General features: G+C 39.9%; 25 protein-coding genes. 14 read left to right on the top strand and 11 right to left on the bottom strand.

The features are described 5' to 3' along the window. Nucleotides 1-10 precede the first annotated feature (10 nt). Nucleotides 11-151, top strand: coding sequence for a hypothetical protein (locus tag O3C63_04970; protein MDA0772275.1), 141 nt, complete (start codon nucleotides 11-13; stop codon nucleotides 149-151). On the opposite strand, the gene O3C63_04975 is transcribed toward O3C63_04970, so the two are convergent. Then, nucleotides 148-504, bottom strand: a complete 357-nt coding sequence (locus O3C63_04975; protein ID MDA0772276.1) for a hypothetical protein — start codon at nucleotides 502-504, stop codon at nucleotides 148-150. The two genes, O3C63_04970 and O3C63_04975, sit on opposite strands and share 4 nt — an antisense overlap. Nucleotides 505-610: 106 nt before the next feature. Next, a complete protein-coding gene (locus O3C63_04980; GenBank protein ID MDA0772277.1) occupies nucleotides 611-898 on the bottom strand; it encodes a hypothetical protein in 288 nt (95 codons plus the stop codon). Between the two features lie 490 nt (nucleotides 899-1,388). Here O3C63_04980 and O3C63_04985 point away from each other — a divergent pair, with 490 nt between their 5' ends. Continuing rightward, on the top strand, nucleotides 1,389-2,672 hold the full coding sequence (locus O3C63_04985) for an HD domain-containing protein (protein MDA0772278.1): 1,284 nt from the start codon (nucleotides 1,389-1,391) through the stop codon (nucleotides 2,670-2,672). Here O3C63_04985 and cysE read toward each other — a convergent pair. After that, complete coding sequence (cysE, locus tag O3C63_04990; GenBank protein MDA0772279.1) at nucleotides 2,611-3,267, bottom strand: serine O-acetyltransferase; 657 nt, start codon at nucleotides 3,265-3,267, stop codon at nucleotides 2,611-2,613. The genes O3C63_04985 and cysE overlap by 62 nt on opposite strands. A gap of 79 nt (nucleotides 3,268-3,346) precedes the next feature. On the opposite strand from cysE, the gene rdgB reads away from it, so the two are divergent. Continuing rightward, nucleotides 3,347-3,976 carry an RdgB/HAM1 family non-canonical purine NTP pyrophosphatase gene (rdgB, locus tag O3C63_04995; protein MDA0772280.1) on the top strand — a complete coding sequence of 210 codons (630 nt, stop codon included), beginning with the start codon at nucleotides 3,347-3,349 and terminating at the stop codon, nucleotides 3,974-3,976. Here rdgB and O3C63_05000 read toward each other — a convergent pair. Both O3C63_05000 and O3C63_05005 read right to left on the bottom strand, forming a co-directional pair. Then, on the bottom strand, nucleotides 3,919-4,929 hold the full coding sequence (locus O3C63_05000; protein MDA0772281.1) for a hypothetical protein: 1,011 nt from the start codon (nucleotides 4,927-4,929) through the stop codon (nucleotides 3,919-3,921). The genes rdgB and O3C63_05000 overlap by 58 nt on opposite strands. Nucleotides 4,930-5,062: 133 nt before the next feature. Further along, entirely contained in the window at nucleotides 5,063-5,803 is a 741-nt protein-coding gene (locus tag O3C63_05005; protein ID MDA0772282.1) for a M23 family metallopeptidase, read from the bottom strand. Nucleotides 5,804-5,982: 179 nt separating this feature from the next. On the opposite strand from O3C63_05005, the gene O3C63_05010 reads away from it, so the two are divergent. The 5 genes from O3C63_05010 (at nucleotide 5,983) to ilvC (ending at nucleotide 9,699) form a co-directional block, all read left to right on the top strand. After that, on the top strand, nucleotides 5,983-6,669 hold the full coding sequence (locus tag O3C63_05010) for a hypothetical protein (protein MDA0772283.1): 687 nt from the start codon (nucleotides 5,983-5,985) through the stop codon (nucleotides 6,667-6,669). Beyond that, the gene (gene hisS / locus O3C63_05015; protein ID MDA0772284.1) at nucleotides 6,670-7,926 is read left to right on the top strand and encodes a histidine--tRNA ligase; all 1,257 of its coding nucleotides are present in this window, start codon (nucleotides 6,670-6,672) and stop codon (nucleotides 7,924-7,926) included. It abuts the gene before it with no gap. A gap of 10 nt (nucleotides 7,927-7,936) precedes the next feature. Beyond that, entirely contained in the window at nucleotides 7,937-8,359 is a 423-nt protein-coding gene (locus O3C63_05020; GenBank protein ID MDA0772285.1) for a hypothetical protein, read from the top strand. Nucleotides 8,360-8,442: 83 nt separating this feature from the next. Next, on the top strand, nucleotides 8,443-8,676 hold the full coding sequence (locus O3C63_05025; GenBank protein MDA0772286.1) for a hypothetical protein: 234 nt from the start codon (nucleotides 8,443-8,445) through the stop codon (nucleotides 8,674-8,676). Between the two features lie 9 nt (nucleotides 8,677-8,685). Then, nucleotides 8,686-9,699 carry a ketol-acid reductoisomerase gene (gene ilvC / locus O3C63_05030; GenBank protein ID MDA0772287.1) on the top strand — a complete coding sequence of 338 codons (1,014 nt, stop codon included), beginning with the start codon at nucleotides 8,686-8,688 and terminating at the stop codon, nucleotides 9,697-9,699. Between the two features lie 46 nt (nucleotides 9,700-9,745). On the opposite strand, the gene O3C63_05035 is transcribed toward ilvC, so the two are convergent. The 5 genes from O3C63_05035 to O3C63_05055 form a co-directional block, all read right to left on the bottom strand. After that, on the bottom strand, nucleotides 9,746-10,711 hold the full coding sequence (locus O3C63_05035; protein MDA0772288.1) for a FliM/FliN family flagellar motor switch protein: 966 nt from the start codon (nucleotides 10,709-10,711) through the stop codon (nucleotides 9,746-9,748). A gap of 160 nt (nucleotides 10,712-10,871) precedes the next feature. Further along, nucleotides 10,872-12,308, bottom strand: coding sequence for a hypothetical protein (locus tag O3C63_05040; GenBank protein MDA0772289.1), 1,437 nt, complete (start codon nucleotides 12,306-12,308; stop codon nucleotides 10,872-10,874). Nucleotides 12,309-12,473: 165 nt separating this feature from the next. Further along, the gene (locus O3C63_05045; GenBank protein ID MDA0772290.1) at nucleotides 12,474-13,013 is read right to left on the bottom strand and encodes a flagellar basal body-associated FliL family protein; all 540 of its coding nucleotides are present in this window, start codon (nucleotides 13,011-13,013) and stop codon (nucleotides 12,474-12,476) included. Between the two features lie 73 nt (nucleotides 13,014-13,086). After that, nucleotides 13,087-13,593, bottom strand: a complete 507-nt coding sequence (locus O3C63_05050) for a nicotinate-nucleotide adenylyltransferase (GenBank protein ID MDA0772291.1) — start codon at nucleotides 13,591-13,593, stop codon at nucleotides 13,087-13,089. Next, nucleotides 13,594-14,889, bottom strand: a complete 1,296-nt coding sequence (locus O3C63_05055; protein MDA0772292.1) for a glutamate-5-semialdehyde dehydrogenase — start codon at nucleotides 14,887-14,889, stop codon at nucleotides 13,594-13,596. A gap of 152 nt (nucleotides 14,890-15,041) precedes the next feature. On the opposite strand from O3C63_05055, the gene O3C63_05060 reads away from it, so the two are divergent. Together O3C63_05060 and O3C63_05065 are read left to right on the top strand one after the other, a co-directional pair. Next, nucleotides 15,042-15,383 carry a hypothetical protein gene (locus O3C63_05060; GenBank protein MDA0772293.1) on the top strand — a complete coding sequence of 114 codons (342 nt, stop codon included), beginning with the start codon at nucleotides 15,042-15,044 and terminating at the stop codon, nucleotides 15,381-15,383. Continuing rightward, a complete protein-coding gene (locus O3C63_05065; protein MDA0772294.1) occupies nucleotides 15,383-15,838 on the top strand; it encodes a hypothetical protein in 456 nt (151 codons plus the stop codon). Before O3C63_05060 ends, O3C63_05065 begins: the two co-directional genes overlap by 1 nt. Nucleotides 15,839-15,868: 30 nt before the next feature. Here O3C63_05065 and O3C63_05070 read toward each other — a convergent pair whose 3' ends face one another. Next, nucleotides 15,869-16,990 carry a hypothetical protein gene (locus O3C63_05070; protein MDA0772295.1) on the bottom strand — a complete coding sequence of 374 codons (1,122 nt, stop codon included), beginning with the start codon at nucleotides 16,988-16,990 and terminating at the stop codon, nucleotides 15,869-15,871. 146 nt (nucleotides 16,991-17,136) lie between these two features. Here O3C63_05070 and O3C63_05075 point away from each other — a divergent pair, with 146 nt between their 5' ends. The 4 genes from O3C63_05075 to O3C63_05090 form a co-directional block, all read left to right on the top strand. After that, nucleotides 17,137-17,607 carry a hypothetical protein gene (locus tag O3C63_05075; protein ID MDA0772296.1) on the top strand — a complete coding sequence of 157 codons (471 nt, stop codon included), beginning with the start codon at nucleotides 17,137-17,139 and terminating at the stop codon, nucleotides 17,605-17,607. A 32-nt stretch (nucleotides 17,608-17,639) separates the two neighbouring features. Continuing rightward, nucleotides 17,640-18,590, top strand: a complete 951-nt coding sequence (gene trxB, locus O3C63_05080) for a thioredoxin-disulfide reductase (protein MDA0772297.1) — start codon at nucleotides 17,640-17,642, stop codon at nucleotides 18,588-18,590. A gap of 298 nt (nucleotides 18,591-18,888) precedes the next feature. Then, a complete protein-coding gene (locus O3C63_05085; GenBank protein ID MDA0772298.1) occupies nucleotides 18,889-19,383 on the top strand; it encodes a hypothetical protein in 495 nt (164 codons plus the stop codon). Nucleotides 19,384-20,410: 1,027 nt separating this feature from the next. Then, a partial coding sequence (locus O3C63_05090; protein MDA0772299.1) for a hypothetical protein occupies nucleotides 20,411-25,635 on the top strand: 5,225 nt, incomplete at its 3' end.

The following is a 25,635-nucleotide window of genomic DNA, read 5'->3' on the forward strand; positions in this document are numbered from 1 at the left end:
TGAAAGTGAGATGGGCTTTCGCAAAAAGTCAAATGTCAAAGTCAATCCTGTAACTCAATACAAATACCCTCATGATTATCCAGGCAAGCATGTTGAACAGCAGTATTTACCTGATGAATTAGTTAATAAAAAATATTATAAAGAGGATTAGATTGATAGTAAAGCAGATGTTACAGCACCTCGTAATGTAGGATTAGAGCCTCCAAATACTTCAACCGTATTTATCATAACCTGCTCTTGATTCCTAAGTGCCCGTATTATATTTTTCTCGAAAGCTTCTTTCAGTTGATCATTAAGCTGAATGCGACCAACTCCTTCTACATCAACTTCATTACTGTCATTGTTTGAAACTCTTGCTTGACCAGCTTGACCAGCAGCAATATCAGAAGGAATAACTTGTGCCTCTAAGTTAAATGCTGATACAGCAGGCTCTTGAGCCTTACCAGGCCCTTTGGCAGCATCGCCATTATCAATTCCACCTGTACCAACTCTATTTATTACCATAAAAATTCTCTTCTCCTCCTATATAAAGCAAATAGAAGTTAAGAATTGACAAACGAAAGCCCCTAAAAAGGGGCTTGGAGTAAACTATGAGTCCTGTTGTAAAATTTTAGGAAAGACGAGTACTTTGTTTTAAAGCGCGACTGATATTAGTCAAATCAGATCCTGGGCCTGTAGCTGTTAATTTATTTCCCTTAGGGTTAATGTGATGTGCATGAGCATGAGCAAGAGTACGTCCTAAATCTCCATTTCTACTAACTGGATCTGTTGATCTACCAGTAGATGCTTGATGATGAATTGCTAAAGGGCTATTGGTAGCAGCATTCTTACCTCTTCCAGCCTGAGCTTGTCGATCTAAGCCTGCTAGTTTAAGAAACATTCCGTGTATTGATGACATTCAGGTTCTCCTATCTATTGCTACAAAGTATCTATTGATATATTTTTGACAACTAATTTCAAAATATTCGACCTTTTGTTCAATGGCCATTAACCTGACCTTAAACTATTGTTCCCTGAAACACTCGAGTAGAAACAACTCCTACCCTGAAACGCTAATAATGATACGTGATATAAGGATTATAACAAAAATATAAAGAAAAATTACACAAAACGCCAAGAGATTTATTAAATCCTGCTAATCTATCAAAAAATTCGCTTGGTCACGTATCCAAGCAAAAAAAGACTAGACCAAGACCGACTTATACTTTAAAATCGTAGCGGTCTTGGAAATACTAGTCCTACACAAGCACTTTAAGTAGAATCTGGACAGGTCCTTCCTAAAGTATAAATACTATGTAACAAAACTTTGTTAACTGACGGTTATGATAGAACAAAGATTTTCTTAGAAGATATTAATGATCTTGATATCTTTGAGTTACCATTAAGATATGAGCCGCACCTATCGAGATCCAATACACCAAGAAATTAGCCTTGATAGTTCATCGGCTGTCGAGCAGCTCATTATTGATTTAATCGACACTCGAGAATTCCAAAGACTACGTTGGATTAGACAACTTGGCACAGGTTGGTTTACTTTTCATGGCGCAGAAGCAAGTCGGTTTGGGCATTCGCTTGGAGCGATGCACGTAGCACGGATGATGTTTAATAAAATCTCACAAGATCTCAATCTTGATCCAGATATTCAAAAAGAATATTATACGCTCGTGCTTTGTGCAGCTCTCTTGCACGACATTGGGCATGGGCCTTTCAGCCACAGTTGCGAGAAGGTCAGTAATGTCAAACATGAAAAATGGACCGCTCTAATAATTCAAGATCCAAGTACTCAAGTTCAGCAAAAACTAGAACAGTATCAAGAGGGACTAGCTAGTAAAATAGTTTCTGTCTTAAACAAAAGCTATCCAACTAAATTCATCTGCAATATTGTAAGTAGCCAACTTGACTCTGATAGATTTGACTACTTGCTTAGAGATAGTTTTTATAGCGGCACAGCCTACGGACATTTTGATCTCAATAGAGTCATCGGCAGTATTAAAGCAAACCTAAAGCAGGACTGCCTTGTAGTTGGTGGCGAAAAGGGCATGCTGGCTGTTGAGGATTACCTCTATGCTAGATACTCAATGTACATGCAAGTCTATCAACACAAAAAATGCCTGGCTTCTGATTCGTTTTTCAATAAATTATTAAAACGAGCAATGATTCTTAGCAAACATAAACGCATCGCCTATATTGAAGAATCTCTGTATAAATGGTTGCTAACGCCAGAGCAAATGACTGTCCAAGAATTTCTTGAAATCGATGACACTACAATCATTCATCACATCAAACACTGGGCCAAAGAAAAAGACATCATACTCAAAGACCTTTCTAAACGATTCCTCGAACGCAAACTATTTAAATCAATCAAAGTTAAAGATAAAGAAGAAATGGATGAGTTAATTAAAACCAAATCCGCCGAGCTAAGAAAACTCAATCTTGATCCTGATTACTACCTTGACAATATCACTATCGCCTCAAACCCTTATAGCTTCTATAATCCAAACGAAGTGAATGATTTTAGTAAAGCAATTTATGTGGAAGATCAAAATGGGCAACTCAACGAAATTTCAACAGTCTCACACGTCGTTGCATCACTTGTGCAAAATAGCTTTGCTAATTCTTGGTTAATCGGGCTTCCAACTCCTCAATCCGCGCCTGCATTTTCTCTAAAGTAATCCCGATATAATCTGGGCTATTGTTATGCTCAAGGTTGTCGATAGCCTGTTTAAGATCGCCGTCCATTTTAATAATACGTCCAGGGATACCAACAACAGTGCTATTGGAAGGTACATCTTTGAGTACCACAGCGTTGGCACCAACCTGTACATAATCACCAATTTCAATATTGCCCAAGACCTTAGCTCCAGCTCCGATAATAATATTGTTGCCAAGCGTCGGATGGCGTTTTTCTTTTTTGGTTGAAACACCACCAAGCGTAACTCCTTGATAAAGAGTGACATGATTACCAATAATCGTGGTCTCACCAATTACAACTCCTGAACCATGATCAATAAAAAAATTGTCTCCAATCTGCGCCCCGGGATGAATCTCGATTCCTGTAATGATTTTGATCATATATTGAAACCATCTTGCAAAAAAACCAGAGACTGGTTTTAAAACTCCTAGATCAAGATTCCATAACCAATGCAAGAAACGATGCGCCAGCACCGCTTGAAAACCAGGGTAATAAAGCAAGATACCAAAACAATTCTGGCAAGCAGGATCTTTTTGCTTTACGTTCTCTATTTCTCGTCTAATGGTGCGAAACATAAGGTCTATAATTCTAGCTCAAACTGCCACCGAAGATCTATGAATTGAGAGTTCGCGCTATGATATTTTGTAGTTAATCATGGTAATCATAATCGCAAGCTCAAATCAAGGCAAAGTCAAAGAATTCAATTCTATTATACTTACTAGCCAAGCCCCCTTGGATATCAAATTCACTACCATCAAAGAATGCTGCCCAGATATTGTCTTCGATCCAGAAGAAACAGGTTCTAGCTTTCAAGAAAATGCCATGATCAAAGCGCAAGCAGCTGTCAAAATACTTTCCGAAAACCCCACACCCTCTTCCCTTCTCCCTAATCCCTTCGTCATGTCCGATGATTCTGGCATTGAAATTGAAGCACTTGATGGCAGACCAGGAATTTATTCCGCCCGCTACCTGAGAAACAATGGTCTTACTGGCTTACTGACAGAACTTGGCGATAATCCCAATCGCAAATGTCGTTTCGTTTGCCATATCACTTTATTAAATTCTCAAGGCAAACTTGTTTTTGAAACTGAGCAATACTGGACAGGCACTATCACACACGCTCCTCGCGGCAAAAATGGTTTTGGTTATGATCCAATAGTAATTCCAGATGAGTATCCAAATCAAACAGTGGCAGAATTAAGCGATGAAATCAAATCGCAAATATCTCATCGGGCGCAAGCTTTATTAGCTTGTTTGCCGGTGATGACCTCATCCATAAACTGACAAACCTTGCTAATAACCCAAGGATCATTATCCAATTTGTCATGAGTTGAATTCTCTACACAATAAACCTGATCATTTTTTACACAAGCATCTTTGACATGCTTACCATTCAAGCCAAAGCTAGGCTCTGACTGATAAAAATGCATATTAGGTTCATCACCGGCACAAATATGATCAAGCCCTTCTCCCAGGTTTTCAAGACCTGATTGAATTGCATCAATTGTTACTGTGCTTTTAATTGGAATACGTAAGTTCTCAAATAAACCTTGTGTGCGCATCTTGCAGATCATGCCAGCACCCCAACTATAAGAAATTGGACAAACAGAATCTACCTTGACATCTGCAAAAGCTCCCTTGCCCTCAACAACATCTTTGATCAACTCTGCATTACTATGACTACGCACACTAGTTGTTGAACGAGCATCAGTTTTTAAACCAACGAGATGTTTCATAGAATCATAAGCATGAGGAGCCTTGAGCACCAATAAATGCGCATCATGATTCTTGCTAATATGCTCAACGACTTGCATTAAACCAGCATCTGGATCATCAAAATCCTGCATGGTTCCAAGACTAACAATCACTAATGGCTTTTTGCCTTCACCCTTGGCTGGATAAAACTGATACAAACCTTCTTTCTCTAGAGCTTGATGTTGCTTGCTTAGTTCTTGCGGACTTTGTTTCTCTGATAATCTTGAATCCAATTCTTGAATCTCGTCACCGCCACGTGACTTGTGCCAAGCCAGTAAAGCAGCTATTGGAGGGAAAAACAAAAGGGGTTTAGCTATCGTTCTGAGAGTAGCAATAAAACTGGAGCAAATACCAGCAAAACTAAACCCTTTTGATTTTACGCAAGGCGATTTTTTGACTAGCGCTGTTGTCATCGCCTGCCTTGATTTGAACAGTCGCGGTAATATACGCGCAAAGCTAGCATAACTAGTTAAAGCAAACATTTCCCAACTCTCCTGTTCTATACAAAGCTTGTCGTTAGATTTTTTGATATCGCAAAGCAAATTAGGGCATATTGCCCTGATATAAAAGGATCAAATCAAACAAAAATCTTTTGTTGTTTTAATCGAATGGCTACTAAGCTAAATTCATTGGATTAACAGTCATAGACAACTGATCTTTAAAAACATCAAGAGCTGCAATTCCCTGAGGAGCGACTCTCGTTTCCCAGTGCAAGTGAGGACCGGTTGAATTACCTTCGTTACCTACTGTTGCAAAAATCTCGCCCTGGCTAACATGCTCGCCTGCTTGAACAAAAACATTGTCGTTATGTCCAAAAACAGAATACAGAATCTTACCATCGGCTTGTACTTGATTGTCGTGAGCCACGATTACTGTGTTATCACCGAAGCCAGCAACCTTGCCGACATAAGCAACTCTTCCAGAGTATGGCATGCGAATTGCAGCGCCTTGCTGAGCGGCAATATCAATTCCATTATGAAAATGCGAATGACCAGAAATTGGATGACTACGCTCACCATAGTCACTAGAAATTCTTCCTTTAAGAGGAAAGACCATTGTCTCATTTTGGCTCGCTTGAAAATTCATAGTTGGTTGATTAAAACCTTGCATATATTTTGTCATCAGCGGATTTTGCGACATCATGCTCATCGAATTATCCGATTTGGATTTATCGCCTCCAAAAGATTCATCGTACATAGACGACTCCATCATCGCGATCAGTGCTCTAAAATCTTGAGTTTGTGGATTAGTAGCTTGAGTAGAAGTCTCAATAGCTGCAGGCCCAACTGTATCTATTCGATTCATTAATTGATCGATTCTTGCTTCTATTGGGATCTTGGAACCTTGTAGACTCATAATTGCCCTCGATCCAATAATAAGCAATCATTATTAAGACTAGGTTAAAGGCCCACTAAAAACGAAGTTTGTCTAGTCGGGTCATAAAAAAAGGTGCCGAGCACGTGTCAGAGAAAGGTTGAGATCTTTGCCCTTTTCAGTGCGTCCTAAATATCAGATTCGTTATATAATGCTATCTGGTGGAACTTCAAGAACGAGAAAAGAATATTATTGCCGTCTTTAGTGTAATCGTTGTGATTTGCACTTATTTCTTCTTGCTTAAACCAAGCCAAGTTGCTCACAAAGAGCTCAAAACTAAAATAAGCAATTTCCAGAAAGAACTACGTAATCCTCAAGTTGATGATGAGAAAATCATAGCAATAGAAGAGGCTGTTAACGCACTCAAACTAGAGATTAGCACCGTCAAAGCTCAAATACCTGAAACTGAAAAACGTGGTTTTTTGATTAGAGATATTGAAACTCTAGCCAAGAAAAACAATATCGAAATTATCAGCTTTCTGCCAAAGGATGCCGTACCAGTAACAATGACCGGTAGGGACATTACCGCTCGCGACAAAAAACGTAATCGCCGTGCCGGTGCCATGAACCTTGAAGAGATGCATGCCAAGGTACTCAAGACCGTTATCAATATTGATTCATCAGGTCGTTTCGAAGATTACAGTAGATTTTTTAGAGACACCATCACTTACTATCGCGCTGTAGAAATTTCTGATTTGATTATTGCCAAAGGTGTCGCAGCTTCTGGTAGAGGAGAGGATAAAAGATTTAGCAAGAAGCGTAACAATGACCCTCTAGCAGCTGCCAAAGAAACGAGTCTCAACGTTAACTTCACTCTACTTGCTTATACTTCAATCCCACAAGAATAAATGTCAAAGCTCAAAGCGCCACGTGGTACCCAAGATATACTCGCCGAGGATTCAAAACTGTGGCAAAAAATAGAAGCAGAGGCTATCAGGGTCTTTGCTGCCGCCGGTTTTAATGAAATTCGTACTCCTATCTTTGAATCAACAGAACTCTTCTCTAGGGCTGTTGGAGAGGATAGCGATATTGTCAATAAAGAGATGTATAGCTTCACAGACAAAAGTGATAGATCACTGACTCTAAGACCTGAAGCGACCGCCGCTATCGTCAGAGCCTATAACGAACATAGTTTAGAAAGAGCGCCCAAGCCACAAAAACTTTGGTATCGAGGTCCAATGTTTCGTTATGAAAGACCGCAAACCGGGCGCTATAGACAGTTTCATCAAATCGGTATTGAAGCAATCGGCTCCAAGCCGCCTTATATAGATTTGGAAATCATCCAAGTTGGCATGCAACTACTGAGCAATCTTGGTTTAAACGATTTGACTTTGTATATCAACTCACTAGGTAATCAAGCATCTAGAGAAATCTACACCAAAGCGCTCAAAGATTTTCTAGCTGACTTGCAAAATGATGTGTGTGAGGATTGTCAAAGACGCTATCAGCAAAACCCTTTACGGGCGCTTGATTGCAAGCAAGAAGCTGATCAAGAGCTTTACAAAAATGCTCCGAGTATTCAAGACTACTTGGATGACGAGTCTAAAGAGATTTGGACAGCGATGCTTCAAGGTTTGGATAAACTAGAAATCAAATATGTCATTGATCCCAAACTTGTTAGAGGCTTGGATTATTATTCTCACGCAGTTTTTGAAATTAAAACTAGCAGTAAAGAATTAGCTGGTCAAAACACCGTGCTTGCTGGTGGTCGCTACGACAAGCTAGTCAAAGAGCTTGGCGGGCAGGAAAGTCCAGCAGTGGGCTGGGCACTTGGACTAGAGAGACTGGCATCTTTAATTGAAAACAAAGCAGAAACTGGTGGTCTTTATATTATTTCAGATTCAGCGATGGACGCACAAATTCTGGCTACGAAGTTGCGACAAGATACCGATAACTCCATCACTATTGATTATGATTACAACTCAAGTAAATTCAACAAACAACTAGAAAGAGCCATCAAGCGCTCTTATGACTGGGCTTTGTTTTATATGGAAGACGAGCGCAATAGCGGCAAATTCAAACTCAAAAACTTGCGTGAAACAGTAGAATACAATGATCTAGATTATGACGCCGTCATTGCAAGCACGAAGTGTGACGCGCTATAATAAATAAACTATGTCTTACGGCAATCAACCAAAAATGAGAGACAAACTAATATGCGCTTCGTTTTATACAGCGCACTTTATTCCTTTGATTAGTTGGGTACCAATTATTTGGCTTGTCATAGTCAATGTCCAAAAAAAGCATATGCGTGATTTCATCAAGTATCATTGTTATCAAGCCATTCTTTTTAATATGCTAATGGCTTTTTTACCTCAACTACTAACAGCCTTAATCAACTTCACTTGCACCTTACTTAGTATGATGGTGATTTTTGCAAACAGCGTAACCATGCTGCAATCATTTAATAACTGGCTTATAAATATCTATTCAATGCTAATCCCTTTCATTGCTCTTTATGCAGTAATCTGGACATTGAGAGGCAAATATACTTATATGCCGCCTATTTCTCAGGCGATTAATATGATGTTGCGCTAAAAAAGATCTCTATTCAAGCCAAAATCAACCGAAATCACTATTCTAGATAATTTCTGGTGATCCTGGGCATAATATGTATTACAATGTATTTGTCAGAATCTATAGTTAATAATTTTATTGAATCTATCGAAGAAGAGGATATTCTGACTATAGAAGAGATACAAACAGACGAAGAGGCCTATGCCTTTATTGCAGATCTTTACAAGAATAATTATGGAACTTTGCCAAGCGGTGTCGGCATTTACTTATTAAGAAATAAGTTTAATTTAGGCTCTGAAGATGAAAACATCAAGTTTATCCCGAATGCCTTGCTATAATTAGCTTCCATGACTAAAGTATATTATGAAATAGACGCAGATCTTGGCTTAATTCAAGGCAAGAAAGTAGCTGTTATTGGCTACGGCTCGCAAGGGCATGCCCATGCGCTCAATCTTAAGGATAGCGGAGTCGATGTACGCATAGGTCTATACGAAGGATCACCATCAAAAGCCAAGGCTGAAGCAGATGGGCTCAAAGTAACTAGCGTTGCACAAGCTGCTCAGGAAGCTGATTTGATAATGATTTTATTACCAGACGAAAAACACGCTGATGTTTACAACGCTGAGATCAAGCCTCACCTAACAGCAGGCAAAACACTAGCTGTAGCTCATGGATTCTCTATTCACTTTAACCAAATCGTGGCACCGACAAATGTGGACGTAATAATGATCGCTCCTAAAGGACCTGGTCATAGAGTACGTATTGTTTTCCAGCAAGGCTTTGGTGTTCCTGCTTTAATTGCAGTTCACCAAAACATAAGTGGCAAAGCAAAAGACTTAGCTCTTAGTTATGCCAAAGCGGTTGGCGGAACTCGCGCTGGAGTTTTTGAAACTAATTTCCGTGAAGAAACTGAGACTGATTTATTTGGTGAGCAAGCCGTTCTTTGTGGTGGACTTTCGCAACTTATCAAAGCTGGTTTTGAAACACTTACGGAAGCTGGTTACTCAGAAGAGATGGCTTACTTTGAATGTCTTCATGAAGTGAAACTAATCGTTGACCTGATTTACGAAGGCGGTCTTGCAAAAATGAGAGATAGTATTTCTAACACCGCTGAGTACGGTGACTATGTTTCAGGACCTAGAGTCATTGACGCTGGCGTTAAAGCAAGAATGAAAGATGTTCTTACTGATATTCAACAAGGCAAATTTGCTCGCGACTGGATCTTAGAAAACAAAGCTGGTTGTGCTAGTTTCAAAGCTACTAGAAGAAACGAATCAGAGCATCTAATTGAAACTGTGGGAAACAGCTTGAGAGGTCAAATGGATTTTTTGGCACACGAGCGCGCGAAGGCAGCTAGTTAGATTTAGACTAAAGTAACGCAATGATTGGAGATTTATGGACCAATTTCTAGTCTGGGCGGTATTCTTCAGCCAAGGCCACAGAGAAGTTGTTATTAATCTGACCAGGTCTACCCATAAACTTGAGCTCGTCACCGATCCAGATCTCTGACTTTTCAGAGAGTCCTGTGTTTAATTTAATTACATCACCAACTTCAAGACCCATCACATCGTGAAGATCCAGTTCACCTCTACCAAGAACAATCTTGAGTGGTAAGGGACTAGCGGATAATTTACCAATCAAAAACTCCTTAGAGTTTTCAACTGCAAACTTGTCATGGCGATAGCTTGATTGACGACTTAAAGTCATGATGATGTCTTCTAGTGCTGCATAAGGCAAGCACAGACTCATCAAACCAAGATCCTGACCAATTTCTACATTGATAGTTACAAGTGCAACAATATCAGAATGAGAAGCAATTTGTGCAGCCTGAGGACTATTTTCAAGAGCAACTAGTTCTACTTCATCAGTTGCAGGAACCATTGCCTGCCAGCCTTCTGGCAAGAATTGCAAAATGCGACGAATAGTATCTTTAATAATTCCAATCTCAACATCTGTAAGCTCATCATTACTAATAGTTGAGACTCCCATACCACCAAGTAGTCGATCCATCATGGCACCAATAAGATGTCGTTCTATTCCAAAACAAAACTGCGTAACCAAAGGATACATACTAAGCACGCCTGTTAGCAAATCCTCAGGCATTGAATCAATAAAGTCACCATAGGTAAGCTGCTGCACGTTAGCTACAGAAAACTCTATTGGCATTCTCAAAGTTGAGTTCATTGACAAAGTAACTTGTCTACAAAAATGTTCATGGATATTAGCAAGAATCTTCAGATGATCTTTACTGAATTTATCCGGGTTCTTAAAATTGTAACCCTTGATTTTCTTTGCTTTTTCACGAACGATCAAAGGCAGAGCAGCATCTTCCCTTTGACGTTTATTTGGCGTATTGGATCCAGTATTGTACATAAGTAGTGACAGGACCGAAGAGTCCTTATCGTTATCATTCCCTTGGTTATAAATAAAAATCTCGATCAAATGGTCTAGGTGTCTTGACCTCAATCATCCAGCCAAACAAAAAAACAGCCCTATTAAGGGCTGTTTTTAAGATGAATAATTAGTTAGCTAATTATTCATTACATTTACCTTCACCTGTAATGTAATTCCAACTCTTGTTAAGGTATACACAAAGTGCACCTGATTGATCAACATACATGTCACCCATACTAGCTTCTTTAGGCGCTTGCTTAAGTGGCTCTAATCTCATTGCACCAGCGATATGAAGTGTTTGTTGTGGTTTACTCGTACCAACACCAACTCGAGCAGCTTTCTTAGCACCGCCTTGTTTAGCAATAAGTTGTTCTAGTGTGCGTTTTAAGCCGTTAGCTTTTTTACCATAGTCTCTGGCATTTTTGGATATCTTTAGGTCTTCGTATTTTTTGATCTCTTTTTTCAAGTAAACGATATCGTCGGTTTCTTCAACATCACCTTCTACTGTTGTTTCAAAAGCAACTAGAGCTGTTGATTTAGCATCCAAAAAAATTGGATCAACACTACCAACAAACAAATGCTCAGTAGAAGCTTCTTTGGAGCTTAATTGATCATCAATCTTAACTTTGTGAGCTATTAAGTTTTCAATTTTGGCTTCTTTTGCTCCGAGTGCAGAGATAGCAGCTTGATCTGCCTCAATATCTTTCGCTCTCAATTGCTTTTGAACAGATACTACATCAACCATCAGCCCGCGACCTGTGAAAAATCCAACATCTGCTGTCTTAGCATTAATATGCCGAGTGTTGATTTCATGATCAACATCAACACTAAATGCCGTTACGTTATTTATATCAGCAGAACTAACATTAAGCGTTTCACCCTGCATACTAGGTGCTGACAAAGTTTTAGTTAGACGCACAGTCCCAAACTCCGCATCAATAGCTGAAAGCACAATTGAACGAATGGTTTGAGCAGCCATATCACCCTTTGATACTATATGTTCAGTAGCACGAATATAATTTGCAGTGATGCCATTAGTATCTAAAAAGTTTGACTTAATAGCTCCTGCGACATCTAATTTAGCTGTTGGCTCATCAGTACCGATACCAACTTTACCTGTAGTACCCTTACCATTACTTGGTCCAACAAATAAAGTAGCTTTGTCACTTTTAAAACCAACAGCTAAACTATACTGTTTATTATTAATAAAATCAGCTCTGTAGAATTGTCGTGATGTGCTTCTGTCTCGATCGGAATAACCTGAACCAAGAACCATTGAACCATCTGCTTCAGCAATTACATCTCTACCAAAAGCAAAAGCTGCAAGGCCATTCGCTACCGATTGATTCCCAATGGCTACTGAAGACCATGTTAAAGCTTTTGAACCACGTCCCATTGCAGATGAGAAAAACCCTGAAGCTAGAGCCTGAGCACCAAGCGCAATAGAACCTGGTGCAGTTGCCTGCGCACCACCTCCCAGTGTGATACCATTTTCTGCACTAACCCCCAACACTGAAAAACTCGCTATCACAATAGCCAGTCCGAATATCACATATTTATTTTTATTACGTTTCATTTTAATTCCCCTTTTTTTTGAATCTATGAATCTAAAAGAGAATTAACAGTATTAAGTTATGATGAGATTATCTGAAAACATATTTTCAATTAAGTTTTTTTAATAAGCGAAGAGTCGTTGGACACTAAAATGAACCAAACTCAATCACCTAGATCGTTAGCAAATCTATTGCACAATAAAGTCTGTAAAATAAATATCATAGATCTTAAACTCACCATGCATGACTTCATTCAGGTGATCTTTAAGTTCTACTTTAAGAGCTAGTTTACTTTCGTAACCAATTACTTCTTCTGAGCTCTTGCGAGACAAAGTAGTGATCACAACATCTTTGATTGCTGGCATAACTCCATGAAGATCTTCTTCGATACGTAAGTGGTACGCATGTTTCTCTTCACCTTCAAGTTCGCCGTAGCCTTCAAAGTCCTCTGAGTAAAGCTTTGCAGTAATTGAAATTTTAAGAAAGCGACTACCGCTAACATCAGCAAGATTGACAACGAAATCACCCAATGGTTGAATCGGCAAGTGGTCATGTTCACCAGGTTCACGAGCTGCTTCTATCACTTGATTAACTGTGATTGTTTTTGGTGCTAATTGAAACGCAAGAAAAGTGCCGCCAAATGCAGCAACAAAAATGAAAAGTATAATGAGAATCATATTGGGTGGATTGCCACCACTAGATTTTGCTTGTTTTTCGTCGTCTGCCATAATCCAATTATACCCATTGCTGCTAAGTTCACGGCTGATGGCTAACAGCGCAGACTAAAATACACCAGAAAGCCTAGGCTTTAGAATAATACCCTGCAGCTAATTGTTGAATAGCTTCTGGTAATAAAGCATCAACTGCTTCTTTATTAGAGATTTTGGTTCTTATTTCACTTGAAGAAATTGCAATCCGAGGAAACACCATAAATTCAAGGTTCTTAACTAGATAATCATAGTTCTGCCACTGTTCTAATCCAGCAAAAGCATCTTCTCCCAAAATCCAAAATAATTCAGTATCAGGATACTGCTTCTTATAATCCTCAACAGTCAAATAACTATATGAAACTCCTGCTCTATCAAGTTCTATTCTTGAAGGAATCAATCCTGCTTGATCTTGAAGGGCAATGCACAATAACTCATATCTTTTTTCTGGGCTAAGCACAGTTGTTTTGTGCGGCGCTTCTTTGGTAATAATAAAATGAACCTCAGCTAAACCAAGCTTGGTCATAGCATCTTGAGCTATTTCGATATGCGCCTTATGCACTGGATCAAAAGATCCACCAAGAAGTCCAATCTTGTTCATTTATCTAATTTGACCGTTACCTTCAATGATGTACTTATAAGAACAAAGTTCTCTAACACCAATTGGTCCACGTGCGTGCATTTTCTGAGTGCTAATTCCCATCTCTGCACCAAAACCAAACTCATCACCATCAGTAAATCGTGTACTAGCATTGACATAGACGCAAGCTGAATTAATCATGCGCTTGAATAAATCAGCGTTGTTAATATCCTCTGTAACAATCGCTTCTGAATGTCCAGTCGAATAAAAGTTGATATGCTCTATTGCTTCAGTAATATCCTCAACTACTTTAATTGAAACCTCGAGATCAAGGTATTCTTTAGCCCAATCTTCATCAGTAGCAAGCTCCACAAATGGGCACTTGGCTTTGACTGCTTGATCGCCATGCACTTTCACCTTATTGTCGACAAGTTCATCAACCAAATCTTGCAAAAAACTATCAGCGAAACTAGAATGTACCAAAATTGTTTCACAAGAATTACAAACACTAGGTCTTGAAACCTTGGCATTGACAGCAATAGCAATTGCTATTTGCGGGTCGGCAAATTGATCGAGATAAGTATGGCAAACACCACCACCGGCACCAAGCACCGGAATCAAAGAATTGTCAGTAACAAACTTGTTAAGAGTTTCTCCACCACGCGGAATTACCAGATCAATTAAACCTTGTGCGCGTAATAAAACCTTGCAACCCTCACGGCTCTTGTCACTAAGATATTGGATACCCTTGATGTTTACTTTAGTCAGCTTCAATGCTCTAGTAACAACAGCCATAATTGCAATATTAGTATTCCAGGCCTGTCTTGAACCGCGCAATACAACTGAATTACCAGACTTGATTGCAAGTGCGATAGCATCAATAGTTACATTCGGGCGAGCCTCATAAATAATTCCAATAACTCCAAGTGGCACTCTTAGCTTGGTAATTCTCATTCCATTGGGGTGCAGCCAACCATCAAGCACTTTGCCAATTGGCTCTTCTATATTAAGTATTTTGCGGATACCAGCAGCCATCCCCATAATACGTTCAGAGTCAAGTATCAGCCTATCCTTGAGCGCCGGGCTTAAATCTGCGTTATCAGGGCAATTAAGATCCTTGAGGTTTGCTTCTATTATTTGATTAATAGATTCTCTCAATTCTCTTTCCATTAGCTCTAGGGCAAGATTTTTATCGGCCTTCGATAAAAGCGACATCGATAAACTAGCCTCTTTGGCACTAAGTATTTGCTGATTTAAAGACTCTATAATGTCTTCTGAACCGGCTGGTAAACTCTCACATGGGCTTTGGTTGGTCATTAAAAGCAATTATAGCAAATACACGTCATCCTGATGTCGCGCAAGTGCTCCTCAGGATGACGAAAACAAGGTTTTTTGGTATTTTAACGTGACCTTAACTTTAAATGATTATATATAAGACATGAGTTCGAGGGAACCCTATTGGAGTAAAAATGTTACAAAGTAGAGAAGAAAGAGTTTTAAATACATTAATCAGCGCAGTTGGCGAAAGGCAGCATATTCTTGCCAATAACCTAACCAACGTAAACACACCTGGTTATATCAGACAAGATCTAGATTTTGGTGCTGTAATCAAAGATGTAAACAACGGTCATAAGTCAATGGACAAAGCAATCGGCGATGCCGTTCACACCGATGAAGGCGTTAAAGCAAGTTACGAAAAAGAATTAGCAGAGATGGCCGAGAATCATCTCAAATATGTTTTACTAACAAGAATTAATGGTCACATCTACCAACACATGGAAGAAGCGACACAATCAGGGAGAGCAGGATAATGAGTATATTTGACATTTATAAAACAGCACACAATGGTTTGGACGCAATGCGTCAGACTATGCAACTCACCTCTGAGAACGTTGCCAATATTCTTACACCAGGTTATAAATCCAAATCAGCAGTTCTATCTGCAAGAGGTGATAGTCAAAGTTTTTCTGAAATGCTCTCAGGCATGGACGGTGGTGGCATCAGCGAGATGCTCAAAGGTCAACATCGAGGAGCAGGTGCAATGGTTGCCAAAGTAGTAATCGACAAAAGAGAAGGACCCAAAGTTTTTATGCCAGGACATCCACTTGCTGATGCTGACGGCAATGTAGAAATGTCTAACGTAGATGGGGCTCAAGAAATGCTCAAGATGATGGATGCTGTAAGACAGTACAAAGCGAATTTAAGTATTATTGAAATGGCGAAGAAGGCTTCGCAGGAAGCTCTAAACATGACAAAAAATTCTTAAGACTTCTTTGTCATAGCATAAAGCGATTCCTTAAACAACAACAGTATCTAACGCCCCTGCCAACTGCTTCATATTCGCCATACTCGGCTCTTTAATCAAGTCATTAAACTGTTTCAAACTTGGTATCTTAGTACCCAGGAGACTAGAAATCATTTGCTTGGCTGGTTCAAACAGCTTGACCATTCTTGTTTCAAAAGCACTTGGCGTGTATGACTCTTCATGAAAACCATTGATCATTCCTTTGTAGCCATTGACCACACTCAAGCCAGAAATAAAAGCCGCATAAACATTCTCGACAAAACTATCAATACGAGGAATCAATTTACCAATGATTGGGGTGAAAGTCAGACCAGCTGACATCAAACCACAATACTTGTCTTCAACAGCTGAATTCAAACCAGCATTGGCATCATCCAAAGTCTTCTCTTTTAACTTATCATCCACATTATAGCGGTTGAGAATAGCTTTCATTGCTTGAGCTGGTGAAATCTTACCAGCTGCTGAAACCGACATGGTGGCAGCGTTGAGTAGCGGCGCGCCATAGAGAAATAACTTAGCCATAAAGTTGTTTGGCTCATAACGCTCAACTTCCTTAAACTGAGACAGTGCCCTCAAGCCTCTAAACACCGACGCAAACAGCACCGGAATATTAGTAAAGAAATTCATAGTACCGATCATCGCTTCTTTGTGTAGTATTAGTTTCTCTGCTGAGATTTTTTGCCCATCAGGTGTTTTTCTGCCAACTAAATTAAGCACAAAACTAAAAGCGTCTTTGATTGGTTTAGGCAACTTGTTAACTTGCGAATCAAGATTGAATGCATTTTCTGCATACTCTAATAAAGAAGTAACAAGGTAGGCAAAATCATCAAGCCTGCGACGAGTTGCAGTTAAAACAATACCCATCACAACTTCTGCAACTGAAAACTTGGCTGCAACGTTTTCGGTAAAATCTTCTCTACTTTTGTTGATTTGTTTAATTAAAGATTCTGCCAAATCTCTATTAGACTTACTGCCAAAGTCCCCTTGCTCTTTACTAACGGAACTAGTGCTCTGCACCGTTCCGACCTTTGTTATATCGACATCACTAGCAAGCTCAGGGCTCTTGACTGGCCCTTCGGGTTTCACTGCATTAGCTTCTGCGTTAATCTGCATTACTTGTTTTAATGAGAATAATTCTCATTAGTAAGCCTAATTTTAGCGCTTTTTATCTCTTATTGAGAATCTTTATCAATTAATTGAATATTAAAAGACCCTAAATTCATTGCAATCCCGTCCCACAAGATAATATAATAGCCTTTATGGTTAGACAAGTAAGACAACCTAGTACAAAGACCCCCAGTCAAGGCCCTGGGCCTGCTATTAAATATGGTGGTGATCGTTACAATACAGATTCAACAGAACTAAAAGCAGCCAAACTTGTAGTCGGATCTAAACTTAACTATAATCAACAGAGGGTAATTCAACATGGTGAACTAGTATATGCTCCAAAGCTAGATGACATTAGAGCAGACTCTACTCGCCTAACAATCAGTAAAAAGACCAGGAGTCAAGAAAAAACTTTTAAAATAGAGCTTACTGCTATTAATGCACGAACAGCTCATTTTAAAATCAAAGAACCTGGATCTTCTTGGTCACAAGACTGTACAATAAGTCTTCAAGAACCTGAAACCGGAAAACCTCTTCCTGAAATTGCTGCTTATATACATAAGTTATTGCCAAAGCTAGCAGAAAATCAAACACGTAAAATAAATGCAGCTCCTTCAAAATAGAATTCTCTTCTAAACTGCTACAATCATCCCCAATGCCTGAAACAATCTACGACTGTCTTATCATCGGAGCCGGACCTGCCGGACTTGGTGCCGGACTCTACGCATCTCGCGGGAATCTCAAAACACTAATCCTTGAAAAAGGAATCGTCGGCGGGCAACTACAAGTAACTGAAGAAATTGAAAACTATCCAGGGATGGATCATATGACCGGACCGCAAATCTCAGACGCGATGGAAGCGCAGACTAAGCGCTTCGGTTGTGACATCGTTACCAATTGTGAAGTAGCCGAGGTAGATCTTAAGTCTCAACCTAAAATCATCACTACTAAAGAAGGCAATGTTTACAAAGCCAAGACCGTTATCATTGCAAGCGGCTCTGAGCATCGCAAGCTTGGAGTGCCAGGAGAAGAAGAACTCTCAGGCAAGGGCGTAAGTTATTGTGCAGTTTGTGATGGAGCGTTTTTTAAAGATCGCAAACTTGCGGTTATTGGCGGCGGCTCGTCAGCAGTAGAAGAAGGTAACTTCCTTACCAAATACGCATCATCAGTAACTCTCATTCATAGACGTGATGAACTGCGTGCAGAAAGAATTCTACAAAACCGTTTTCTGAATAATCCCAAAACAGATGTGATCTGGGATACCGTTGTAGAAAAAATCAACGGCGATATGCTTGGGGTAACTTCTGTCAGTCTCAAAAACAGCAAGACTGGTGAAACTAGTGACTTCCCTTGTGAAGGAGTATTCATCTACGTCGGACTTGATCCAAACACACAATACCTTGAAGGCAAACTCAAAGTAGATGGCGCTGGCAAAGTCATCACCAACGAAAGAATGGAAACTAATCTACCAGGTGTTTTTGCAGCTGGCGACATTCGCAACACCCCGCTCAAACAAGCTGTCACAGCGGCTTCTGACGGGTCACTTGCGGCGACGATGGCGATTGGTTTTGTTGAGAGTCTTGAGGATAGTGAAGTAGCTGTTTAATGATCGCCTACAACCCTATTTTCAAAACTTCCCAATTAGCTACGAAGCACCTTGGTAATTTAGTCTGTTATGGTAAGATTTATACCCTAAATACCTCTCTGCACCTATTAGAGTCATTACGGACTTTTTAGATGGGGCAATCAAATCTAAACAAGACAATATTGAATCAATAACTGATCATCAAAAATCTTTTGACGACATGAAATTCTTCCAGCTAACGACATTTAGTAAACTACACTATCCAAACAATCTGTCATTTAGTGACTTTAAAAGATCAGTAGCTGCTGCAACGACTCTTATGGAACTAGAAAGAACAGCACAAGCTGAATTCCCAAAAAACAAAGGATATGACATTGTAGATAGTATCCTTGCTGACATAAGAGATAGCTACCATTGGACGAAAAAAGAACTCGTGGAATCCATAGCAAAACAACCATTAAAGATAGACGCTTACCAACAAGCAAATAAATTCCTCGAAAAATTCAAAGACCATATCATGAACGGTGTTCCGTTTTATGAAATGAAGAATATTTTTGAAGGGAAAAGCTTTTTACAAATTGTCAAATTCTTGCGTAGCATAGGCAAACCTGTTATTGAAATGAACAGACTAATTGATAAAATGGCTAAGTTTCTAACAAGGGATTTAGACAACAGCCTTATTCGACAATTCAACCAATTATTTGAAAACGAAGATAAGGCTTACTCGGCAGAGAAACCAAGTAAAAAGAATTTTGTTATATACTTAAAAACATTGACACAAGGTATTAACAAACTAAGTGTCCAAGTCAATTAACAAGTAATTTGAGACTTATTTCAACCTAAAATCTTGATTATAATCAATGAATTATGCCTATTTACATGATTAGACTTTGCTTTTAAGGGGATTAGCTCATTATTTTTGACTTAAGTCAAAAACTAAGCTCAAAAAACCATTTGCCCTAGGGTTTTACTAGCCATAAACACCCAATTATCTTAACTTCCCCTTAAGGCCAGTTTGATTTTATATAAATATCAAACCAGAGGAGGAGGTGATGACTTATCGCAGGTGTTGAAGCACTAGGCTCAAGTGCTACTAGAGAAACAAAATCGACCGAAGAAATAGAAGCTGAGAAAGCTGCAGCTGAGGCAACGCGCAAAGCTCAAGAAGAAGCTGCTGCAAAAGAAGCTGCCCAACCAGAAGCTTTTAAAAATCCTCTTATTGAAGAGCCTAATTTTGGACCAGCAGCTAGTCCTAGTCGTGCTGCTTTATTAAGCGGTCAAACAAGTCCTGACCCTGAGCAAGAACTTAGCAAATTGATGATTGATTTAGACTCCATTGCCAACTCAAAGACAGACTTGAAACCCAAGTTGAAAATATAGCTCAAGCAAATAATGGTGACGAAATTTTTGCCGGCAAACTTGCAGAGAGTGGTAATGCTGGAGCTGCAGTAAAACAAGCAGGTGGAACAGAAAGATCCCAAAAAGAACAAAAGACATCCTTAGAAGCTAGCCTTACTGAAAGAGCACAACTACTAGAAATACAAAGAAGAGCACAGAACTTAATAGATCAAGGCAATAGACCTGCTGCTCTTGCCTTCTTAAAACAAGAAACTATTAAACCTCAAGCAAGCCAAGCAAGTGACATCTCTAGCTATAGGCAAGCAGCTGAGCTTGCTGCACAAGGACAAGCAGAACTTGCCGTACTATTAGTCGAAAACACAGATGAAATTCAAAAAAGGCAAGATGAATTATCAGGTACTAGCTCCAGATTAGCTAGTTACCAAGAAAGAGCAGCCATTAAACAAAATGATCTTGATTCAAGTAAACAAAAACTAGCAGAAATGAATAAACGCTACGCTAGACAAATAGCAAGAAACGGCGGTCCAAGTGAATATAAAATTCTTAAAGCATCAATCCCAGATAAAGAACTAGTACTTCAACAAACTAGAGCTGCAGAAGAAAAAAATCTACAAGAAAGTAGAGAAAAACAAGAAGAACTAATCAAACGAAGCCAAGCACAAGCAGAAGCTCAATTATTAATTGCTAGAGGAGATTATGATGGCGCCAAAGCTGTACTCTCTGGTGGAACTCATTCACGCACAGAAGCTTTTGATGGTTCATTAGACCCTAGTCAGGCTGAAGCGATGGTAGTAGCGAACCTGAGTCCAGAACAAAAACTAGCAAGAGAGCAAAGACTTGCTGCTATGCATCCAGCTGAAAGAAGGGCACAAACCTACAGTGAAGCAGTAGCAATATTGTCCGAGAGAGGAAAAACACAAATAGCTGCTCTAAGCTTGCAAGCTAATTTCTTAAGAGAAGCGGCGCTTACTAATCCAAACTTGAACGCTGAAACACGAGAAGAGTTTTTAAGGCAAGAAAGAGAAATCCAAACAAGAATGCTAGACCTTGAACGGGAAACAGACCAACTGCAGCAATTACAAGCTCATATTACTGATTTAGTTGATCAAGAAAAATATGCTGATATAGTAAAACTACAAAACGGTAGAACCGAATTTCAAAGCTTAGTTCAGTTCAATAAGCCTGACGACCTAGAAAGGCTTATCAACACAGAACCAAAAATAACTCTAGCCCAAGAAACAAAAGCCTATCAGCAATTAATGCAAATAGCAGAGGATGCTGAAGCGATAACAACAAGGCGCAGCTCAAGGCTCGCCACTGCTGCTCAAGATAGTGAGGCAGAAGCAGCGCCACTGCAAGCTACAAAAATTCCAATAGTTGAATTACCTGTAACAAATTACTTCGATAGACATCTTGGTGCAAGGTTAGAAGCTATTGCAGAAACAGAAGGAGCGCATGCTCGTAAATTATCAGCGATGACAACTAGCATGGCAAAGACAAAAAAAGAAGCAGCAAAACTCTTTGCTACTGGAGATATCAGAGGAGCAAGAAAACTACTTAGTGAAGACTTACAGACTTTTGCCCAAAACTTGCAAGACACAGATACTGCTATAGCAAGAGCAAGAACTGACCCAGCTCAATGGCAAGAAGTGCAGCAAAAAATGCAAGCAAGCTATGAAACTGCACGCAATGGTTTATTAATGGCTGGAGCAGCAATTGCAACAGGAGGTATCGCAACTAACTTCATAGGAGGAGGCAGTTTATTATCAGCGGGTGCTGCTGGAGCAAGTCAAGTACCTCTAACGGGACTTGCAGCAACTAAGGCCTTTGCCTTAGGTACTGGATCAACAGTAGCAGCTGGTTTTATAGGTGAGTTTAGTGGATCGCTAGCTAGCGGGAAGTCAGTTAAAGAATCATTTGACTATGCTGCAAGTCAAATAGGGGCAAACGCGAAAACCGCCGCACTTGGATCTCTCAGCTCCTTAGCTGGTGTTGGGCTTGGAGGCAGAGTAGCAGCTAGGCTCTTGTCAAGTAGAGCAAGTCAAGCCTTACAAACTTTTGTCGGCTCATCAAGTGGTGGGGCAGTAGGATCTTTACCAGGGATTGTTGATGATATTGCAAGTAGAGCTGCTCAAAGACAAGAATTAATTGCAGAGTTGCAAAAATCAGGTAAAACTCAAGCTGAGATTGACCAAGCACTTCAAGAACAGAAATTAGATTTCCAATCAATGTCAATTGCAGCAGGAGCAAGCTTGGTTTCTGGAGCTGCCTCTGGTTATATCTCTGGGCTCTCATCTTCAGCAAGTGGTGCTCTTAAACAAAGTCTTAGCCGCGGGCAAGCAACACTTGCAAAAGCAGCAATAGCCACAGGAGAAGAGATGACTCAAATAGCTATTGCCGCTGCAGAAACTTCTGCTCAGGGTTATGTCCCTGGAACTCCAGAGTTTGAACAAGCTATGGTTGCTAACTTTGCTAGTTTAGTTCCGAGTAGAGTATCAGGGGCCATTGGTGCAAGAATAGATGCCGATAATCATGCCGCCCACAAAGCAGCTGAAGATAGTCCAGCGGTAGACTCTTCTCACCCAACAACAGAAACTGAACTTACTGATATTGCAGAAACAACAGCAAGCACAGAACAAAAACTTGCAGAACAATTACTCACAGAGGCAGAAGAACAAGACTTACTTAGCGAGGCAGAACTTGAAGTACTAAAACAAGATCTAGTAGAAGGGTTTCCAGAAGCAATAACAGGTTTTGCTAAAACACATCCTGAACTTGCTCCAAGGCTAGCGATGGAAAGAGCAAAACAAAGAGCCGTAGCCTCAAACCACTCAATCAAAGTTGATCCTAAGGCTAGTTTGCCAGAGGGAGTACAAGCAGAGACCGAAATCATTGTTCATCCAGATGGTCACAGAGAAGCTATTATACGATTCCGTGAAGGCATTATAGATGCAGCCCAAAAGGGGGACCCCGCTGCTTTAAAAATATACCTAGAAGAAATGCACAGACATTCAGCAGCAACAGTACCAGATCCTAAAACAATGTCCAAAGAAGAATATATTGCAAGAAGAGCTTTTGAAGAGCTTGGTGCTGAGATTGAAGCTAAGAAAACAGTTGCAAAGATACAAGGCGAGGAATTAAGTAAGCTAGAAGACGATGTTTATGGAACAACATTGGGTAAATTAGCGCAAGCAATAGCAACTAAAGACCCAGCTAAAATCCAAACTGTACTTGATGCAATCCAAAATGACACCAAGCTGAGACCATCATCAAATCCTTTTGATCCAATGATTACAGAAGCTGATTTAAAAAATTATGAGCAAGATTACAAACAAAATAAAGCTAGAACTGAAGAAGAAGGCTTAAGTAGCACTAGCGCTAATAGTGGCCTAGCAAAACTAGCTCATGCAGCACCAAGCAAGCCTGATATCCTTGACAGAGCACTAGCCAAACAAGGCTCCAATTTTACTCAAGCTCAGCATGATTATAGTGATGCTGTTGAAAGAGCCATATTAACAAATTCTCCTGAAGAAGTATTAGGGGCACTAGCAGAAGCAAGAGCAACAAGTGGTCTTCAAAAAGAAGAAGCAAGGGCGGCTCTGCTTAATGGGCTTTACAGAGTCGCTGAAAACCCAGAAGCTGATAGTTTAGCTTTAGATATTGCCAATGGCTTTGCGCAACAACTAGACAACACTCTGCCAGGCTCAGCAGAAAAATTCACCCAACATGTTCTAGAAAGAATCTCTTCAGAAATACATGAGACTGGTGAAATTAGCCGTCCTCTGCAAGGAGCAATTGATACGCTTGGACTCAATACAGAAACTCAAAGAATACTTACTGACAGAGCACCTGGCTCAGAGTATCAAAGAATCATTGAAGAACCCATTAAAAGAAGCGAGGAGACTATTGCGCCAGAACCAGCTCCTAGTAGTTTGACAGAACCAGAGATTCCTGAGATCGCACTAAATGAATTTGCTCTAGAGGCTTACGATCTTGCCACCAGTGATTCCACAACAGGCTCTATAGCAAAATACGAAGCATTGATGGAGCGACTAATGGATAGTAATGGATCAAGTCCTGCTGTAGAAGAGTTTTCTAGAACTGCTGCTGAATTGGGATTAGATCCTGGGCAAGCAAGGGATGAGATCAGTCAATTCTTAATTGATAACGATCAAGCTGACTTAGCACAAAGTTTCATACAGTCGACAAATCCACACGATCTTAGTGAAGCTAGCATATTAACAGGATTGCAATCAATAACAAGACAAGAAAACGCTGGCGACACCTCATACTCTAAATTTATAGACCAACTAGGCTCGATTCCTTCTAGTGCTGATTTTGTCCAAGAATTTAATTCTAGAGCAATAGAACAAGGGCTAGACCCCATCAAAGCCAGGGAAGCATTAGCACAAAGACTCGTAGAAGCTAAGCGATCAGACCTTGCTCAGGGACTCGCTTCTAGATTTACGGATATCTCTCAAGCAGAAAGGGGACGAGTAAGAAGAGAAACTGAACTAGATGCTAAAGATCTACAACAACAGGTTGTTGACCAACAAATGGCTATCAAGACTGAAAATATAGAAGCTATACTAAGTAAGTACGAAGGAGCAGAAAGAGAATTAGCAGAAAGAGTACTTTCTCATATGACACAATTTGCAAACCCAGAAGGTCTTGTCGCCTCTCATAAACAGCTCATGTCTCTTCTTAAGGATGACGGTGTCTTATATTCCTTATCACACGGAACAATGACTGATCTCTATGAATATATGGCAGGCAAAGGATTTACAGAAGGAGCAGAGCAAATCAAAGCTTTTGATAATCCCGATAATGCACTAGACGCAATGATCAAAGCGAGGAAACAAGAAGGAACAACTCCTTACTTGCTTGTTGACCAAGCAACTCTTCAAGCCTTGCGTGATAGAGCTGCTGCTGATCCTTTATTCATAGAAAACTTACAAAAACAAAGTATTAGATTAATCATTCCAGAAGGCTGGGATTCTGGAGTAAATTTATACACTCAAGATAGTGCTGAAGCTAAATTAAGAGAGCTTGTTACTAAAGTACAAGAGTCATCAGACCTTTCTGCCCCTATTACAGACAAAGATATTCAAAGAAGCTTGCGAGAGGATATTAAAAATGAACTACAAGCATTAGGTTTTAACTTTGATGGGCAAGCTAGAGATAGAACTGTTTTAACAACTTTAAGAAGACAAGACCTAGATCACCGGGATAATGACCCGGAAACACTTGCAGCTCGCTTTGCAGCTACCGAACCAAGTGTTGAAGATATACAAAGAGCTCTTAGTAGAATCCCAAGTAGAGAAACCGACCGAACTGCACCAGCACGAGAAATACTAGCCCAACAGTTACAAGTGTTAAGTGCTAGAAGAAGAGCAATTATAGCTAGGGAAATGAATCAGAGAATAGAAGCTAAAGCAAAAGAATTAGGTATCGCGCCAGAAAATATAGTCTACTATATTCCACAAGCAAGACAAATGCAGTCAGCACCAGGTGGTCGCAGTGGTCGCGTTAGTACAATGGCTTACGCGTTAGCCAATGGAATACCATCAAGACAAATAACTTCTAATCTTGATGGTATTAAAGATATAGAAGGCAAAAAATTAGTAGTGGTACTAGATGATTTCTCTGGTTCTGGGGGTAGAGCGAGTGAGTATTATAGAACCTTAGAGAGGAGCGGCTTCCATGG

This window comes from Cyanobacteriota bacterium (genome assembly GCA_027618255.1).
GTDB lineage: Bacteria > Cyanobacteriota > Vampirovibrionia > LMEP-6097 > LMEP-6097 > JABHOV01.